Genomic DNA, 16,052 nt, shown 5'->3' on the forward strand with positions numbered 1-16,052 from the left:
AATCTGAGTGAATGAATAATATCGCGACACTTCGAACACTCAATAGTGAAAAGCTAAATTGCATCTTTATTGATTAGGTCTAGACTCTGCGAAGCGTATACTTTCTTTCGTCCCTTCCCCCCAGCAACAGGAGAGCTTTTTAATGACCAAACGCGAGAGAATTGTGAAATCTGTGTTGGCGCACGTACCGAAAGATGCGATTAACCAGTTTGTCTCTCGAGGGTCAACATCATTTTCTGTTCTCATTATGGCCGCCATTGTGGGTACGTTGGCTGGTTTTGTCGGTACGTATTTCGAGCTTGCCGTTCATTTCGTTTCTGAAACACGAACAGAATGGTTAAGAAGCGAAATTGGTAATGTTCTACCATTGTGGCTGGCAGCGGTTCTCATTAGCGCACTTTTAGCTTTTATTGGCTATTTTCTTGTGCACCGCTTTGCGCCAGAAGCGGCAGGCTCTGGTATTCCTGAAATCGAAGGGGCAATGGATAATATTCGTCCAGTGCGCTGGTGGCGCGTGCTACCAGTAAAATTCTTCGGCGGCATGGGCGCACTTGGCTCTGGTATGGTGCTTGGTCGTGAAGGCCCAACCGTTCAAATGGGTGGTGCTGTTGGTCGAATGGTGACCGATATATTCCGGGTAAAGGATGACGATACCCGCCACTCCCTGCTCGCTTCTGGTGCTGCTGGCGGTTTGGCTGCGGCCTTTAATGCCCCACTCGCAGGCATTATGTTTGTTGTGGAGGAAATGCGACCTCAGTTTCGCTACTCTTTGATCTCAATTCGCGCAGTGATCATTTCTGCCATTATGGCGAACATAGTGTTTCGCGCCATCAACGGGCAAGACGCCGTTATCACTATGCCGCAATACCAGTCGCCAGAGCTTCAAGCCCTATGGCTGTTTTTATTGCTTGGCGCATTGTTTGGCGTGTTTGGCGTGATCTTCAATAAACTGATTACCGTAGCACAAGACAGTTTTGTCGCAATTCACAAAAACGATCGTAAGCGCTACTTGATTGTAGGTTCGTTACTGGGAGGCGTGTTTGGCTTGCTTCTTTTGTACGTACCCCAACTAACTGGTGGTGGTATCGGCCTTATTCCTGACATTACTAACGGTAACTACTCGGTATCCATTTTAGTTTTGCTTTTCTTTGGTCGTGTAATTACAACCCTGCTCTGTTTTGGTTCTGGTGCGCCGGGAGGCATCTTTGCACCTATGCTTGCTCTGGGAACCTTATTTGGCTATGCGTTCGGAGCAAGTGCTGATGTCTTACTCCCTGCGCTTGATATCGAGCCTGGTGTATTTGCGATTGCGGGCATGGGTGCCCTGTTTGCAGCAACGGTACGTGCACCGATTACAGGTATTCTGTTAGTGATTGAAATGACGAATAACTACTACTTAATCCTGCCATTGATCATTACTTGTTTGGGCGCTGTGATTATTGCTCAATTGTTGGGTGGACAACCTATTTACAGCCAGCTGCTGCATCGCACAATCAAAAACGAAAAGTTACGCCAACAGGATCTACCGGAGAATCAATCAACATAACATTCTCTTTGTTATCACTTCGCTCCAGACTATCGAAGGGTTTGGAGCGATAAACTCTGCATTTTTACATCTTTTCCCAAATATTCGATACCAAACTCACAAAATTATCATTCTCTGATATTTGCTCACCACCTTTCATGAGAAACCCCTCTCCATACTTGTTAGTATTCGCTACTTAAATAGAGCATTTCATCCAAATCGTCATGTTTCGTTTCATTCAGGCAAAAATCAAATGGAGTAGATTTGAACTGGAGAAGATTTGTGCAGTTTTATAGTGTCCCGCCGTCTCAAGCCGCGTTGGCACTAGGTATGATAGGTTTAGGGCAAGCTTGGGCACTCTATGTTCCTGAGATTGGTGAACCGATACGTCCATTTTTGGCGTCACTCGGCGCACTTTTACTCGCCCCTGTACTCATAAAATATGCCGCTAATCCACGATTATTCATGGTCGACATTCGTCACCCGCTGAGTGGTAGTTTAATGGCACCAATGAGTATGGCGTTACTGATCCTTGCAGATTACCTTGCCGCTGTAGCGCCTATCATCGCTTATCCACTTTGGTTTATGGCGCTTTTGCTGCATTTTACTATGATGGTGCTGTTTTTTAGCTTTCAGCTAATGAACTTCAAAATGTCCAATATCGTACCGAGTTGGTTTCTTTATCCGGTGGGGCTGATCAGTAGTTCACTAGCCGGTTCTCAACTAGGTCACAACTTATTTTCCGAAACGTTAGCGATGATGTGCATCGGCATTTATTTCTTCATGCTGCCACTCGTGTTGTATCGTTTGGTGTTTTTCGGCTCTCTACCAAGGCGAGCAAGACCGACCCTCGCGATTATGGCCGCGCCGGTAAACTTGTCATTAGCAGCATACTTGGTGAACTTTCCCTTACCTGATCCGATACTGACAGGCGCATTGGCCGGGATCGCCATCACTATGACTTTATTGATCTACTTATGTTACTTCCGCTTACTTCGCTTGAAGTTTCAACCTTCTATCGCGGCAGTAACCTTTCCTTCCGTGATCAGCGCTATCGCAATGCATCGCTTAACCTCTTTTTTTGCCGAATCGCACCCTCACTGGCACTGGCTACACGACTTTGGTTTTCTAGAGCTCAGTATCGCGACTGTATTGGTTGTTTGGGTATCGGCAGGTTACGTCAAAATGTATTGGCCAGAAATCATGAAGTCATTTTCTAAACAAGCATAAAAAAAGGATGGCGTTTGCCATCCTCTTAGAATAGTACTTGGTTACCTAGCGTAAACCGTGCAGAAATTCGGCACGCGTTGCTGGGTTGCTCTTGAAGATGCCACCCAATGCAGTTGTTGTCGTTTCGCTGGTTGCATCCATCACACCGCGAGATTTCACGCAGTAGTGTGTTGCGTCAATCGTCACTGCCACATCATCGGACTCAAGCAGCGTTTGAAGTGCAACAAGAATCTGCTGAGTCATACGCTCTTGTACTTGTGGACGCTGAGCAAAGAAGCGAACGATACGGTTGATCTTTGACAGGCCAATGATCTTTCCACGTGGAATGTAAGCCACAGCGGCCTTGCCATCAATGGTCACAAGGTGGTGTTCACAAGTACTGGTTACGGTGATGTCCTTCACGCGAACCATCTCGCTCACGTTCATCTTGTTCTCAATCACTGTGATTTTAGGAAAGTTGGAGTAATCCAGACCAGAGAAGATTTCGTCAACGTACATCTTAGCAATGCGGTGAGGGGTTTCTTCTAGGCTATCGTCGGTAAGGTCAAGTTGAAGTAGACCTAAGATCTCACGCATGTGGTGTTCGATCTTCTCTTTCTTCTCTTCACGACTTACGTTGTTTGGACGCATTGGCGTTTCCAAACCGCGTTGCTCTAGCGCTTCTTTTACTAACTTCGCTGACTCGCTCAGACCTGACATTCCACTTCCTCTTTTGTTTTACTTCAGCCTTCGTACAAACCCAATCAAAATTGCATTCATACTTTTCGCTTTGAGTTGCTCAGTTCGTGTCTTTACACCAAGTCACATCAGATGAAGGTACTGAGCTGATTTTCTTGAGCTCCGCAGGTTTTTTACCCCTTTTGGATGGCTGACAAGGATACTCGGATTTTTGAATAATTACACCCATATTTTATAGGTGGACATTCTTACTCAGTCCCCTTTTATGGTAAAGTTGCCACAAAACAAAAGAACACAGGATTTTCTCAATGGGCTGCTGCGACGCACCTGGCTTGATGCCAATTGAAGAAGCGATGGACAAAATGTTATCGCGAATCAAACCTATCCAAACAACGCTTTCTCTTCCACTTGCTGAAGCACTCGGTTTTGTACTGGCAGAAGACATCCTGTCTCCTATTCACGTACCGCCATTCGATAACTCAGCAATGGATGGCTACGCTATTCGCATTCAAGATCTTGAGTCATCTTCTGTATTGCCTCTGGCAGGTAAATCATTTGCAGGACAACCTTTTGAAGGTGAATGGCCTCAAGGTACCTGTGTTCGCATCATGACTGGCGCAAAAATCCCACAGGGTTGTGATGCCGTTATCATGCAAGAAAACACTGAAGTAACAGATGCTGGCATTCAGTTCAACCAAACCGACGTGAAGCCACAAAACAACATCCGCCCAACAGGTGACGACATCAAACAAGGCGACATCGTACTGGCAAAAGGTGCACGTTTGACACCTCGCGATATTCCGATGATTGCGTCGCTTGGTGTTAGCCATGTGACAGTAGTACGTAAGCCAAAAGTTGCTTTCTTCTCTACTGGTGATGAACTTAAACCACTGGGCGAACCGCTAGACGAAGGTCAGATCTACGACAGCAACCGTTACGGTATTAAACCACTTATCGAGAACTTCGGTTGTGAAGCCGTTGATCTTGGTATCATTCCAGATTGCCCAGAGACTCTGAAAGCAACCTTTGAACAAGCGCAAACATTGGCAGATGTGGTTGTGACCTCAGGCGGTGTTAGTGTGGGCGAAGCGGATTACACCAAAGACATTCTTGAAGAGCTTGGTGAAATCGGTTTCTGGAAGTTAGCAATCAAGCCGGGTAAACCTTTCGCATTTGGTAAGCTAAGTACAGCTTGGTTCTGTGGGCTGCCGGGTAACCCTGTTTCTGCAGTTCTTACTATGTACGTGCTTGTTCAACCAATGCTGGCAAAACTTGCAGGCCATACAGAATGGAAAGCACCCGAATCTATTCCAGCAACAACCAAAACCGCCTTTAAGAAAGCGCCAGGTCGTACCGATTACCAACGTGGTATCTATACATTGGAAGATGGCAAGTTTGTCGTTGAAACAACCGGTAACCAAAGCTCTGGTGCATTCCGCTCAATGAGCCTAGCGAACTGTTTTGTTGTATTGGAACGTGAACGCGGCCGAGTTGAAGTGGGCGAAACGGTTCAGATTCAACTATTCAACTCAACCCTTTACTAGGAAGACGTTGTGGATATTCTTTCCAATCAGGAAATGTTGCGTTACAACCGCCAAATCATTCTTCGTCAGTTTGACTTTGAAGGACAAGAAGCACTCAAACAAGCATCGGTATTGATGCTTGGTGCTGGCGGTTTAGGCTGCGCATCAAGCCAATATTTGGCGACTGCTGGTGTCGGTAAAATCACGCTGATTGATGATGATATCGTCGAGTTGTCTAACCTTCAGCGCCAAGTGCTGCACCACGATGCGGATATTGGTCGTAAGAAGGTAGACTCGGCGGCCAATGCACTACGTGAACTTAATCCGCACATTGTCGTAGATACCATCGCAAAACGTCTTGATGATACCGCGTTAGAGAGCCTGATTAAGCAACACACTATTGTTGTCGATGCATCAGATAACGTCGATACGCGCAATCAACTTAACCGCCTATGTTTTGCGACTAAAACACCGCTAATTTCAGGCGCGGCTATTCGTATGGAAGGCCAAGTGAGTGTGTTTACTTACGACGACCCAACTCAACCATGTTACCAGTGCTTAAGTGCCCTCTTCGGCAGCGGTGCGTTAAGTTGTGTCGAAGCCGGAGTCATGGCTCCTGTTGTGGGTATTGTTGGCGCAGTACAAGCGATGGAGACGATCAAAGTGATTGCTGATTACGGCCAACCAAAGAAAGGCAAAATTCTGATTTTGGACGCGCTCAGCATGTCTTGGCGAGAAATGAATCTGATGAAAATGCCCACCTGTCCGGTTTGTAGTTAGTTCTGCACCTCTAATCATTCCCAAAAAGCCCAACTCGATGTTGGGCTTTTTTCTCATTTTGACAATCAGATTTAAAACCCTTCTTCTTACAAATATTAACCCAATAAAATTCAACAACTTAAAAGTTGGCACATTCCTTTCATTGCATATATCACGAACCAATGAGAGGGCGAATTATGAAAAGGACATCACTACTACTTGGGTCTCTAATAGCGAGCTCTTATGCACAAGCGGCGCCATTTGACACATGCCCAAGCAAAGCATACCTGTTCCAATCAACCCCGGTTCAAATCTATGGCGTCAATTTGGTTACAGGTTCTACGACTCTTTTAGAGGACGACACAGGTTTGGCTTCGGGCATCAACGGTGTAGGCTTTAACTTCACTGACCGTTATATCTACGGCTACGACACCACAAACAAAAAGATTGTTCGCCTTGGTCAAGACTTCCAAGCAGAGACACTTGATGTTTCGGGTCTTCCTACCGACCACACGTTTTACGTAGGTGACGTTTACAACCACGTCTACTACTTGTACCGCAAAGGCAAAGGACTTTTCTCCATTGACCTTTCTCCGCTCGATTCTGATCCAAATGCGACATTGAGCATCGTGAAAATCAGCTCAACAGCGACTGTGAACCTAACCGACTTTGCATTCCATCCAGGTGATGGCTCCCTTTACGGCATCGACAACAACTCTGGTGTGCTATATCAGTTCAACCCATCAAATGGTAGCGCAACTGCGATAGGTGACACAGGTGAGAAAGGCACATTTGGTGCTGGCTACTTCGATGTAAACGGCAACTACTATGTGTCACGTAACCAAGATGGCAAAATCTATCGCGTTGACCTTTCGGAAGGTAACGCAGCCAATATCGCAGCAGGTATCGTTCCTGCGGTTGAGTTTGTATCCAACGGTCCAAGCTCAAGCCAAAATGACGGTGCACGTTGTGCAAATGCTCCGGTGATTAACGAAGACGAGCCAATTGATTTCGGTGATGCTCCAGACAGCTACCACACAACACTTGCGTCAAACGGTCCTCGTCACGAAGTGGACGGTGTAACTTGGCTTGGTTCCGTCGCTCCAGATGGTGATGCCGACGGTCAAGCAAACGACAACTCTGTGGGCACAGCCGATGAAGATGGTGTTGGTTTTGTATCCGCACTTGATCCAGGCTTAAGCTCAATTGTGAATGTGACAGCTTCTACTTCTGGCTACCTATCAGCATGGTTTGACTGGAACCGCGATGGTGACTTTGATGATGAAGGCGAACAGGTCTTTACTGACCAATTACTGTCTGCGGGTAATAATCCCCTACCGTTTGTCGTTTCAACCGCTGCAACGGAAGGTTCAAGCTGGAGTCGATTCCGCTTTAGCCAACAAACCGGATTAAACTACGATGGTGGTTCGACATCTGGTGAGGTGGAAGATTACCCAATTACCATCACTGGTAATGGCTACTCAGTGGAATATTTCCCGAGTGCAGAAGATTACGCCACCGTGGCTTATGAAGATAATTGGCCATACACCGCAGACTACGACATGAACGATGTGGTCGTGAAATTCCGCATCACTGAAACCAGTCTTGCTGGTCATGTTGAGAATATTCAGATTACAGGTGACCTAGCGGCTTACGGCGCAAGCTACAAAAATGGCTTCGCAATCCGACTACCGGGTGTATTGAGAAGCTCGATTGAAAATGGATTAACGACGCTATCCTTCAATGGTGTAGAGCAAGCATCTAATGGCTTGGAAAGTATTTCTGATGAAGCCATTTTCATCATCAGTGAAGACTTAAGCACACACGCGGCGAGCAGCTGTAGCTACTTCCGTACCGAGTCTGGCTGTGATGATAACGTTTCACTCACCTTTACCTTGAATGTGTACTTCACCGAAGGCTCTGACCGTTCAGCCATTCAAGCCATGCCATACGACCCGTTCATCTTCGCAACGCCGGGGACTTACCATGGCGACGGGATTACCTTCCAACCAGGTCGTAAATGGGAGGTTCACTTAGCAGACCAACCACCAACAGAACAGTTTGATGACCAAAACCTCTTCGGTGTCGGCGTCGATGCAAGTGACCCTGTACAAGGTGTGTACTTCAAAACAGCAAACAACTTACCTTGGGCACTGTTAATAGTAGAAGATTGGGATTGGCCGCTAGAGCGTGTAGACATGGTCGATGCATACCCTCACTTCCAAACTTGGGCTGAGTCTGGTGGCGAACTAAGCACAGATTGGCACACCGCTCCAACACCTAACAAATGCTACATTCCATAGGGAGATAACATTATGAAAGCACTTATCACAATCATCATGGGATTAGCACTAACGGCTTGTGGCGGCGGCGGTGGCGGCGGAGGTGGTAACAGTACACCACCTCCACCAACCCAAACCACCGTTGCAGAGGAAGACACAACCCAACAGGAAGAAACAACCGTAGAAGAGACTACCGTAACTGTAGAAGATGCAACCATGCAGGATCTAGTAGTACCAGATGGCTTTAGCTACAACCCAGTGACGGAAGGTACGCTCAATGTAGACATCAGTGGTTTCTCTTCACAACGAGCACACCTAAGCGTGTACAAAGAGTTTGTCGAGAACAGTTCAGGTAACTACGATGCAAAATACCCAAGCAAAGTCGCATCGGTTCCACTCAACAATGGTACAGCAAATGTCGACTTTAATGTTTCTGATAGCCAAGGTAGCCTACTTGTTGAAATTTGGTTCTATGACGGTAGTGACCCAATACAGAAAGTGATTACTTCTGGAGACAACACTTGGACCATGTAACTGGGTAAATCGAAAGCTGTCTTTCAGAACAAATCTTCAATCTTTAACTTAAAAATCGCATCGTTCTTTTGAACATGCGATTTTTTTGTTGTAAAACAGTAAGATTATCCACCTAGCAAACTAAAGACAATGCAAGCACTGATTAGTACTGATGAACTCAATAGCCTTCTCGGCCAACCTAACGTCAAGCTCCTCGACGCTAGTATTGCGTTTCAAATCCCTTCTGAAGGTAAAAAGATTCAAGATAAGTGGATTCCAAATACTTTACGCTTTGATTACGACAATGACTTTTGCTTACCCGGTTCTTCCCTGCCGCATATGATGCCAACAGAAGAAGGCTTCAACCAAAGTGCGCAAGAACTCGGTTTGAACAACGAAGATTTGATTGTGGTTTACGACAACTCTGGCACTTTAGCCGCGCCAAGAGCTTGGTGGATGTTCAAAGCTATGGGACATGATAATGTTCGAGTCTTAAATGGCGGTCTTCCAGCTTGGATTGAAGCCGGATTCCCTGTTGAAAGTACCCTATCGCAACCAAGCGAAAGAGGTAACTTTGCGGGTAAGCTCAACCAAAATGCCTTTTTGAGTGCACAAGATGTTCTTGCTCATTCAACCAATAAAAGTGCCAACATCATCGATGCCAGAGCCAAAGCACGATTCCTTGGTGAAGTGCCTGAGCCACGAGAAGGTCTACGTAGTGGTCACATTCCAAATTCGGTTTGCTTACCGTTTCAAGAACTCTTGACCAACGGTCACATTAAACCAAATTCAGAGTTGCAACAGATATTTAGCGCACTAACGATAGATAGTGACAATTCGATTATTTTTAGTTGCGGTTCCGGTGTAACCGCATGCATTTTGTTACTCGCGGCGTATCAAATTGGTCTGGACAATCTGTCGGTGTACGACGGTTCTTGGACCGAATGGGGTGCTGACCACTCTCTACCTATCGAGCGTTAAGACAAGTGTCTGTTTAACAAAGTATCTTACGTTTATCTAAAGATGATGTGTTCCAATAAACTAAACGCAGCTTCTAAACCAAACTTGTCATTTCGAAATAGAAACTGGCTATGAGTGATTTGTCACCCCTCATAGCCTGACTACATCAAAAGCCGACTATTTCCGTTAGCGTTCAGATGTCGCGTTGCCGTGCATTTGCTCATCTAAGTTGAGCACGGTTAATGCGTTGCTAACGCTCGTGGCGATCACGTCTATCGCTCCAGTTCTTAATGCTCCGAGTAGAGCGAGCGGCTTGCTGTTCTCTGCTGCGATCGCAATGACTTCCGAGATCGACCGAAACTCTTCAATACCAAGTCCAATTACTCGGTCACTCATTACCGTGTTCGCTACATTACCGTGAATATCAAAGAAGTCATAACCTGCAAAATCCCCTACCACACCTTGTTGAAGTCTCGACTGAACCACTTCATCAGGCGTAAACCAACCTAAGTCGACCATGTAACTGTTTTCGCTCATGTCACCAATACCAACCAAAGCGACATCGGCTTTACGTGCTAGGTCGAGCGTTTGTTTCACGGTTGCATTTTGCATAAAGGCCAACTTCTGTTCTCTGTTTTCTGCGTAAGCCGGCGCATAAAGTGTTTCAGAGGTCCCCCCATATTTCTTCGCCAACTGACGACAAATATGGTCGGCGTTATACATACCGCCACGCGGGTGAATACCACCAATGCCACACACAAATTTACAGTCACGCGGCGTAATAACACCAATATGGTGAGCGACAGACGACACGTTGCGCCCTTGTCCGACCGTCACCACCATGCCGTTTTTGAGCGTGCTAGTGAGATAATTGGACACCAATCCCGATACCTGTAGTCGTTGCGCTTCTTCATTCGGTTGATCAAGAGCAACAAGCGCGCGCTTAACGCCGAATCGCTCGATCAAACGTTGTTCAATCTTGGCGCTAAACACCGGATGGTATTTAACGGTAATTTCAACAATGCCTTCATCACGCGCCTGCTTTAGCATTCGCCCGACCTTTGCGCGTGATATGGCAAATTTTCTCGATATCTCTTCCTGAGTCGCACCGTCTTGATAATACGCGACGGAAATCTCTGTCAACAAATCCGTGTTTTCAATGGAAATATCTTGATTAGAACTGCTCATGGTTTCTCTCGCCCTTTAAGAGGATCGATATTGTATGCAATAAGTGAACATATGCTCATTGACTTAGCATATGTTCTTTATCAATTTAAACGCTACATTTGCTCATCGCAATAACATTTTCTCACTACAATTTTTTACCCTCTTGGATAACGCTCAAGCTTTGAACAATAAGGGCAAACGTTTATTTGGGTTAACCACTAAACACACAGTAAAAAAACGTTGATGAAGTTCACTATAAGTCCATTTCAGCGATTGACTTTCAGCATAGATAGGATAAATATGGACACATCATTTACTCAGCTATCGATCAAATGTTCATAGCATTTGTTCGGTAACGAAATTTTCCGTAGTTGGCTGAGCAGATGTCTCATTAAATGCGATGAGACGGTTAGCTAACTCGCTTGCAAATGCACAAGCTGTGATAACAAAAATCACGCTTAAGCCCATTTAAATAGGATGATCGATTATGAGCAACAAGTTAGAGCAACTTCGTAAACTAACGACTGTAGTAGCAGACACTGGCGAGATTGATGCAATTAAAAAGTATCAGCCAGAAGACGCAACAACTAACCCTTCTCTTATCCTTAAAGCCGCTCAAATCGCAGAGTACGCACCTCTAATCGATGCTTCAATCGAATACGCTAAAGCACAGAGCAACGACAAAGCTCAACAAGTTCAAGATACTTGTGACATGCTTGCAGTAAACATCGGTAAAGAAATCCTAAAAACTATCCCAGGTCGTATCTCTACAGAAGTAGACGCTCGTCTATCTTACGATATGGAAGGCAGCGTAGCGAAAGCTCGTCAACTAGTGAAAATGTACAACGATGCTGGCATCACTAACGACCGTATCCTTATCAAACTGGCTTCAACTTGGGAAGGCATTCGCGCAGCTGAGATCCTAGAAAAAGAAGGCATCAACTGTAACCTAACGCTTCTATTCTCGTTCGCACAAGCACGTGCTTGTGCAGAAGCGGGTGTATTCCTAATCTCGCCATTCGTTGGTCGTATCATGGACTGGTACAAAGCGAAAGAAGGCCGTGACTTCGAAGCTCAAGAAGATCCAGGCGTACTATCTGTAACTAAGATCTACAACTACTACAAAGAATACGGCTACAAAACTGTAGTTATGGGCGCAAGCTTCCGTAATATCGGTGAGATCTTAGAGCTAGCTGGTTGTGACCGTCTAACTATCGCTCCTGCTCTACTTGCAGAACTAGAAGCAGCTGAAGGTGAAGTAGTTGAGAAACTAGTTGATTCTAAAGGCGCAGCTGAGCGTCCAGCACCAATGACTCACGCAGAGTTCCTATGGGAACATAACCAAGACCCAATGGCTGTTGAGAAGCTGGCTGAAGGTATCCGCAACTTCGCCGTTGACCAAGGCAAACTAGAAGCGATGATCGAAGCTAAGCTTTAATTGCTTACCAAAAGCGAGTAGCCCGTCTACTCGCTTTTACCATCAGCACTATTTTCAAAAAATTCTATTTGAACTTGTTTCGGCGAGTTCCCTCTATTTAAATCAAATATCGAGAAGTAATCACTATGGATCGTAAACATCTAGCAAATGCAATCCGTGCGCTAAGCATGGATGGTGTTCAACAAGCTAACTCTGGTCACCCAGGTGCACCTATGGGTATGGCTGACATCGCTGAAGTTCTTTGGCGCTCTCATCTAAACCACAACCCATCAAACCCTGAGTGGGCAGACCGCGACCGTTTCGTACTGTCTAACGGCCACGGCTCAATGCTGATTTACTCTCTACTGCACCTTGCAGGTTACGAGTTGTCTATCGACGATCTGAAAAACTTCCGTCAGCTTCACTCTAAAACTCCTGGTCACCCAGAGTATGGTTACGCGCCAGGTATCGAGACCACAACGGGTCCGCTAGGTCAAGGCATCACTAACGCGGTTGGTATGGCTCTAGCTGAAAAAGCGCTAGCAGCGCAATTCAACAAAGAAGGCCACGACATCGTTGACCACTTCACTTACGTGTTCATGGGCGACGGCTGTCTGATGGAAGGTATTTCGCACGAGGCATGTTCTCTTGCAGGTACTCTTGGTCTAGGCAAGCTGATCGCATTCTGGGATGACAACGGCATCTCTATCGACGGTCACGTTGAAGGTTGGTTCTCTGACGACACACCTAAGCGTTTCGAAGCTTACGGTTGGCACGTAATCCCTGCAGTCGATGGTCACGATGCTGACGCAATCAACGCAGCAATTGAAGCAGCGAAAGCGGATCCACGTCCTACACTTATCTGTACTAAGACTATCATCGGTTTTGGTTCACCAAACAAATCTGGTTCACACGATTGTCACGGTGCGCCACTAGGTGCAGAAGAAATCGCAGCAACACGCAAAGAACTAGGTTGGGAGCACGGTCCTTTTGAAATTCCGCAAGAAGTCTACGCAGAATGGTCAGCGAAAGAAACAGGCGCAGCTAAGGAAGCAGCGTGGAACGAGAAATTTGCAGCTTATGAAGCAGCGTACCCTGAGCTGGCAGCTGAATTTAAACGCCGCGTAAACGGTGAGCTTCCTGCACAGTGGGAAGAGAAAGCAAGCCAAATCATTGCTGATCTTCAAGCTAACCCAGCAAACATTGCATCACGTAAAGCGTCTCAAAATGCTCTAGAAGCATTTGGTGCTCTACTACCAGAGTTCATGGGTGGCTCTGCTGACCTAGCACCTTCTAACCTAACCATGTGGTCTGGTTCTAAGTCTCTAGAAGCAAGCGACTTCTCTGGTAACTACATCCACTACGGCGTACGTGAATTCGGTATGACAGCGATCATGAACGGTATCGCGCTACACGGTGGTTTCGTTCCTTACGGCGCAACATTCCTAATGTTCATGGAGTACGCACGTAACGCAATGCGTATGGCTGCGCTGATGAAAATTCAGAACATCCAAGTGTACACGCATGACTCTATCGGTCTTGGCGAAGATGGTCCAACTCACCAACCAGTTGAGCAAATGGCATCGCTACGCCTAACACCAAACATGAGCACATGGCGTCCATGTGACCAAGTTGAGTCCGCTGTAGCTTGGAAGTTGGCGATTGAACGTAAGGATGCACCGACAGCACTTATCTTCTCTCGTCAAAACCTTGCGCAACAAGAGCGCACAGCAGAACAAGTAGCAGACATCGCGAAAGGTGCTTACATTCTGAAAGATTGCGAAGGCAAGCCAGAGCTAATCCTTATCGCAACAGGTTCTGAAGTTGAACTAGCAGTAGAAGCAGCAGCACAGCTAACTGCTGAAGGTAAGAAAGTACGCGTTGTTTCAATGCCATCAACAGATGCATTTGACAAACAAGACGCCGCTTACCGTGAAGCTGTACTGCCATCAGACGTAACAGCACGTATCGCAATTGAAGCAGGTATTGCTGACTTCTGGTACAAGTACGTAGGCTTTGACGGTCGCATCATTGGTATGACTTCATTCGGTGAATCTGCACCAGCTGGCGAACTATTCAAAATGTTTGGTTTCACGACTGAAAACGTAGTGAACACAGCAAAAGAGCTACTCGCGTAATTGCAGTAAAAAGATAGTCAGTTTTCTCTATTGCGAATGTGAAAACTGAAAAGCCCCACCAGCAATGGCGGGGCTTTCTTTTATCTGGCTCCTATTCGTGTAAACGCAGCCAGGACATAAACATTACAACTTTCGTTACGACTATTTGTCTTCAAATCGAAGTGCGAGCTGATAGAAATCTTGTACTTGGTCTTTTAACTGCCGGCTGTTTTGTTCCACTGAATGTGTTGCTGCCAAGTTTTGTTCTGCGGTCGAAGCGATAGAATGAATGTGCTGGTTTACATCACTAGATAGCTTTAACTGGTTATTCGCCGCTTCTGCTACATCAACCATCAGCCCACTCATGGTTTGCATCATCTGTTCAACTTCAGACAAACGCAACGCGCTTTGTTCTGCTACTTGAGAACAGGCATCGGTTTGCTCTTTGTTTGCCAGAATATCTTTCTGCCAACTTTGAATCGTTGCCAACATAGTGGAGATAGAAGCTTGGATTTGTTCAGTTGCATTGGATGTACGCCCAGAAAGCGCGCGGACCTCATCAGCTACAACAGCAAAACCACGACCTTGCTCCCCTGCCCTTGCTGCTTCAATCGCCGCGTTAAGTGCCAGTAAATTGGTTTGCTCTGCGATCCCACCAATCTCTTCCATCAAATGGTTCACCTTCTGCGCCTGATCACTCAGTTGATACGTCGTTTCCGTCGCTTTTTCAGCTTGAAGGCTTAATTGCGCTAGATTGGTGTGCGTTTGATCAATGGTCTCCTTCGCCATCAAGCATGACTTCAATGTATCATCAATCAACATATGGGCATCATTGGTACTCGAAGAAACCGAATTTGCCGACAACTCCACCTCTTGGGTAGCATCTCGCACACGATGAATATCGGTATTTTGCTGATTTAATGCAGCCGAGACTTCTGCCGTTGTTTGACTGAGCTCTTCGGCGCAATGCTGCAAAGGCAATGCAGAGTCAGTCATTCTTCCTAACACGGTTCGAATTCTTGCGGATAGCATTTTGATATGGAAATCAGCAATCGAAAATGCCGTGTTACCGGAATAGATCAAGCGACTTACGCTGTCATATTGCTTTTGTAACTTTTTAAGTTGCTGAGGTGTATCAATTAACTCTTGGCGGAATAACAGAGCCAGAACACTTGCAGGTAACGCACTTGCAAGCCAAGCCAACGGCCCTTCAACAGACAACGCATATGCGGTTGCAGGTGCGGTTAGTGCACCAAGTAGAATCGCATAGCGAATGGTTTCATTGATTTTCAACGACCAAGTTCGGCCAGACTTCTCTGCAGCACGCATGCTTTTGTAGGCTTTTGTCGCAATATCAACCCACTCTCGCTTTGGTTTCACGCGCACTGATTGATACCCAACAACATGGTTGTCTTCGTAGATAGGGGTGACATAAGCATCAACCCAATAGTAACCGCCAGACTTAGTGGCATTCTTAACCATTCCACGCCAGGCTTTACCTTGTTTAAGGCGTGCCCACATGTCACCGAAAGCGGCTTTAGGCATATCATTATGACGAACTATATTGTGGTTCTGACCGACAAGTTCTTCGTGAGTGTATTCAGCAACGCGGCAAAAGGCTTCATTACAATATGTAATAACACCTTGTAAGTTCGTTGTTGAGACGAGTTCCTCAGACTCCCTCACGAGAGTTTCTTGAGCTTTATGAGAAATATTGGCTGACATAGACGAAACTTCTTTAGTTTTTATTGATTTTCGGCAAGATATATACAGGATTTTTATTTTTATTACAAAAAGTTAGATAAAAAGTCTTATCAAATCGACATTTTTATTGTGGGAATTCACATTATCGATAAAAACATAAAGAAGAGATTGTTGATT

Annotated in this window: 12 protein-coding genes; 9 read left to right on the plus strand and 3 right to left on the minus strand. The window is 45.9% G+C overall.

The genetic code is table 11. The features are described from left to right. Nucleotides 1–142: 142 nt before the first annotated feature. Together clcA and R8N28_RS02700 are read left to right on the plus strand one after the other, a co-directional pair. Nucleotides 143–1,546, plus strand: a complete 1,404-nt coding sequence (clcA, locus tag R8N28_RS02695; RefSeq protein WP_053307249.1) for a H(+)/Cl(-) exchange transporter ClcA — start codon at nt 143–145, stop codon at nt 1,544–1,546. Nucleotides 1,547–1,807: 261 nt separating this feature from the next. Continuing rightward, entirely contained in the window at nt 1,808–2,755 is a 948-nt protein-coding gene (locus R8N28_RS02700; protein WP_005373475.1) for a TDT family transporter, read from the plus strand. A 45-nt stretch (nt 2,756–2,800) separates the two neighbouring features. On the opposite strand, the gene folE is transcribed toward R8N28_RS02700, so the two are convergent. Next, entirely contained in the window at nt 2,801–3,454 is a 654-nt protein-coding gene (gene folE, locus R8N28_RS02705; RefSeq protein WP_005373478.1) for a GTP cyclohydrolase I FolE, read from the minus strand. A 287-nt stretch (nt 3,455–3,741) separates the two neighbouring features. On the opposite strand from folE, the gene moeA reads away from it, so the two are divergent. The 5 genes from moeA to R8N28_RS02730 all read left to right on the plus strand — a co-directional run bounded on the left by moeA (nt 3,742) and on the right by R8N28_RS02730 (nt 9,491). Beyond that, nucleotides 3,742–4,977, plus strand: coding sequence for a molybdopterin molybdotransferase MoeA (moeA, locus tag R8N28_RS02710; protein WP_017635208.1), 1,236 nt, complete (start codon nt 3,742–3,744; stop codon nt 4,975–4,977). 9 nt (nt 4,978–4,986) lie between these two features. Continuing rightward, complete coding sequence (gene moeB / locus R8N28_RS02715) at nt 4,987–5,736, plus strand: molybdopterin-synthase adenylyltransferase MoeB (protein ID WP_065275195.1); 750 nt, start codon at nt 4,987–4,989, stop codon at nt 5,734–5,736. A gap of 176 nt (nt 5,737–5,912) precedes the next feature. Further along, nucleotides 5,913–8,018 (plus strand): LruC domain-containing protein, encoded by a 2,106-nt coding sequence (locus R8N28_RS02720; RefSeq protein WP_065275194.1) that lies wholly within the window; start codon nt 5,913–5,915, stop codon nt 8,016–8,018. 12 nt (nt 8,019–8,030) lie between these two features. Beyond that, nucleotides 8,031–8,531: a hypothetical protein gene (locus tag R8N28_RS02725; RefSeq protein ID WP_053307245.1), complete on the plus strand. Its 501-nt coding sequence runs from the start codon at nt 8,031–8,033 to the stop codon at nt 8,529–8,531. 129 nt (nt 8,532–8,660) lie between these two features. Next, nucleotides 8,661–9,491, plus strand: a complete 831-nt coding sequence (locus R8N28_RS02730; RefSeq protein ID WP_065275193.1) for a sulfurtransferase — start codon at nt 8,661–8,663, stop codon at nt 9,489–9,491. 165 nt (nt 9,492–9,656) lie between these two features. Here the strand turns inward: R8N28_RS02730 and R8N28_RS02735 are convergent, their stop codons facing one another. After that, a complete protein-coding gene (locus R8N28_RS02735) occupies nt 9,657–10,658 on the minus strand; it encodes a sugar-binding transcriptional regulator (protein WP_065275192.1) in 1,002 nt (333 codons plus the stop codon). Nucleotides 10,659–11,124: 466 nt separating this feature from the next. Here R8N28_RS02735 and tal point away from each other — a divergent pair, with 466 nt between their 5' ends. Continuing rightward, a complete protein-coding gene (gene tal / locus R8N28_RS02740) occupies nt 11,125–12,075 on the plus strand; it encodes a transaldolase (protein WP_005373488.1) in 951 nt (316 codons plus the stop codon). A gap of 125 nt (nt 12,076–12,200) precedes the next feature. After that, nucleotides 12,201–14,192 carry a transketolase gene (gene tkt / locus R8N28_RS02745; RefSeq protein WP_042522667.1) on the plus strand — a complete coding sequence of 664 codons (1,992 nt, stop codon included), beginning with the start codon at nt 12,201–12,203 and terminating at the stop codon, nt 14,190–14,192. 141 nt (nt 14,193–14,333) lie between these two features. On the opposite strand, the gene R8N28_RS02750 is transcribed toward tkt, so the two are convergent. Then, nucleotides 14,334–15,896: a methyl-accepting chemotaxis protein gene (locus tag R8N28_RS02750; RefSeq protein ID WP_065275191.1), complete on the minus strand. Its 1,563-nt coding sequence runs from the start codon at nt 15,894–15,896 to the stop codon at nt 14,334–14,336. Between the last annotated feature and the right edge of the window lie 156 nt (nt 15,897–16,052).

This window comes from Vibrio sp. Vb1554, from assembly GCF_033344235.1.

Excerpts from the sequence above, each read along its gene's own strand:
- clcA (WP_053307249.1), top strand. The coding sequence starts at position 143 with ATGACCAAACGCGAGAGAATTGTGAAATCTGTGTTGGCGCACGTACCG.
- folE (WP_005373478.1), bottom strand. The coding sequence starts at position 3,454 with ATGTCAGGTCTGAGCGAGTCAGCGAAGTTAGTAAAAGAAGCGCTAGAG.
- moeA (WP_017635208.1), top strand. The coding sequence starts at position 3,742 with ATGGGCTGCTGCGACGCACCTGGCTTGATGCCAATTGAAGAAGCGATG.
- R8N28_RS02720 (WP_065275194.1), top strand. The coding sequence starts at position 5,913 with ATGAAAAGGACATCACTACTACTTGGGTCTCTAATAGCGAGCTCTTAT.
- R8N28_RS02725 (WP_053307245.1), top strand. The coding sequence starts at position 8,031 with ATGAAAGCACTTATCACAATCATCATGGGATTAGCACTAACGGCTTGT.
- R8N28_RS02730 (WP_065275193.1), top strand. The coding sequence starts at position 8,661 with ATGCAAGCACTGATTAGTACTGATGAACTCAATAGCCTTCTCGGCCAA.
- R8N28_RS02735 (WP_065275192.1), bottom strand. The coding sequence starts at position 10,658 with ATGAGCAGTTCTAATCAAGATATTTCCATTGAAAACACGGATTTGTTG.
- tal (WP_005373488.1), top strand. The coding sequence starts at position 11,125 with ATGAGCAACAAGTTAGAGCAACTTCGTAAACTAACGACTGTAGTAGCA.
- tkt (WP_042522667.1), top strand. The coding sequence starts at position 12,201 with ATGGATCGTAAACATCTAGCAAATGCAATCCGTGCGCTAAGCATGGAT.
- R8N28_RS02750 (WP_065275191.1), bottom strand. The coding sequence starts at position 15,896 with ATGTCAGCCAATATTTCTCATAAAGCTCAAGAAACTCTCGTGAGGGAG.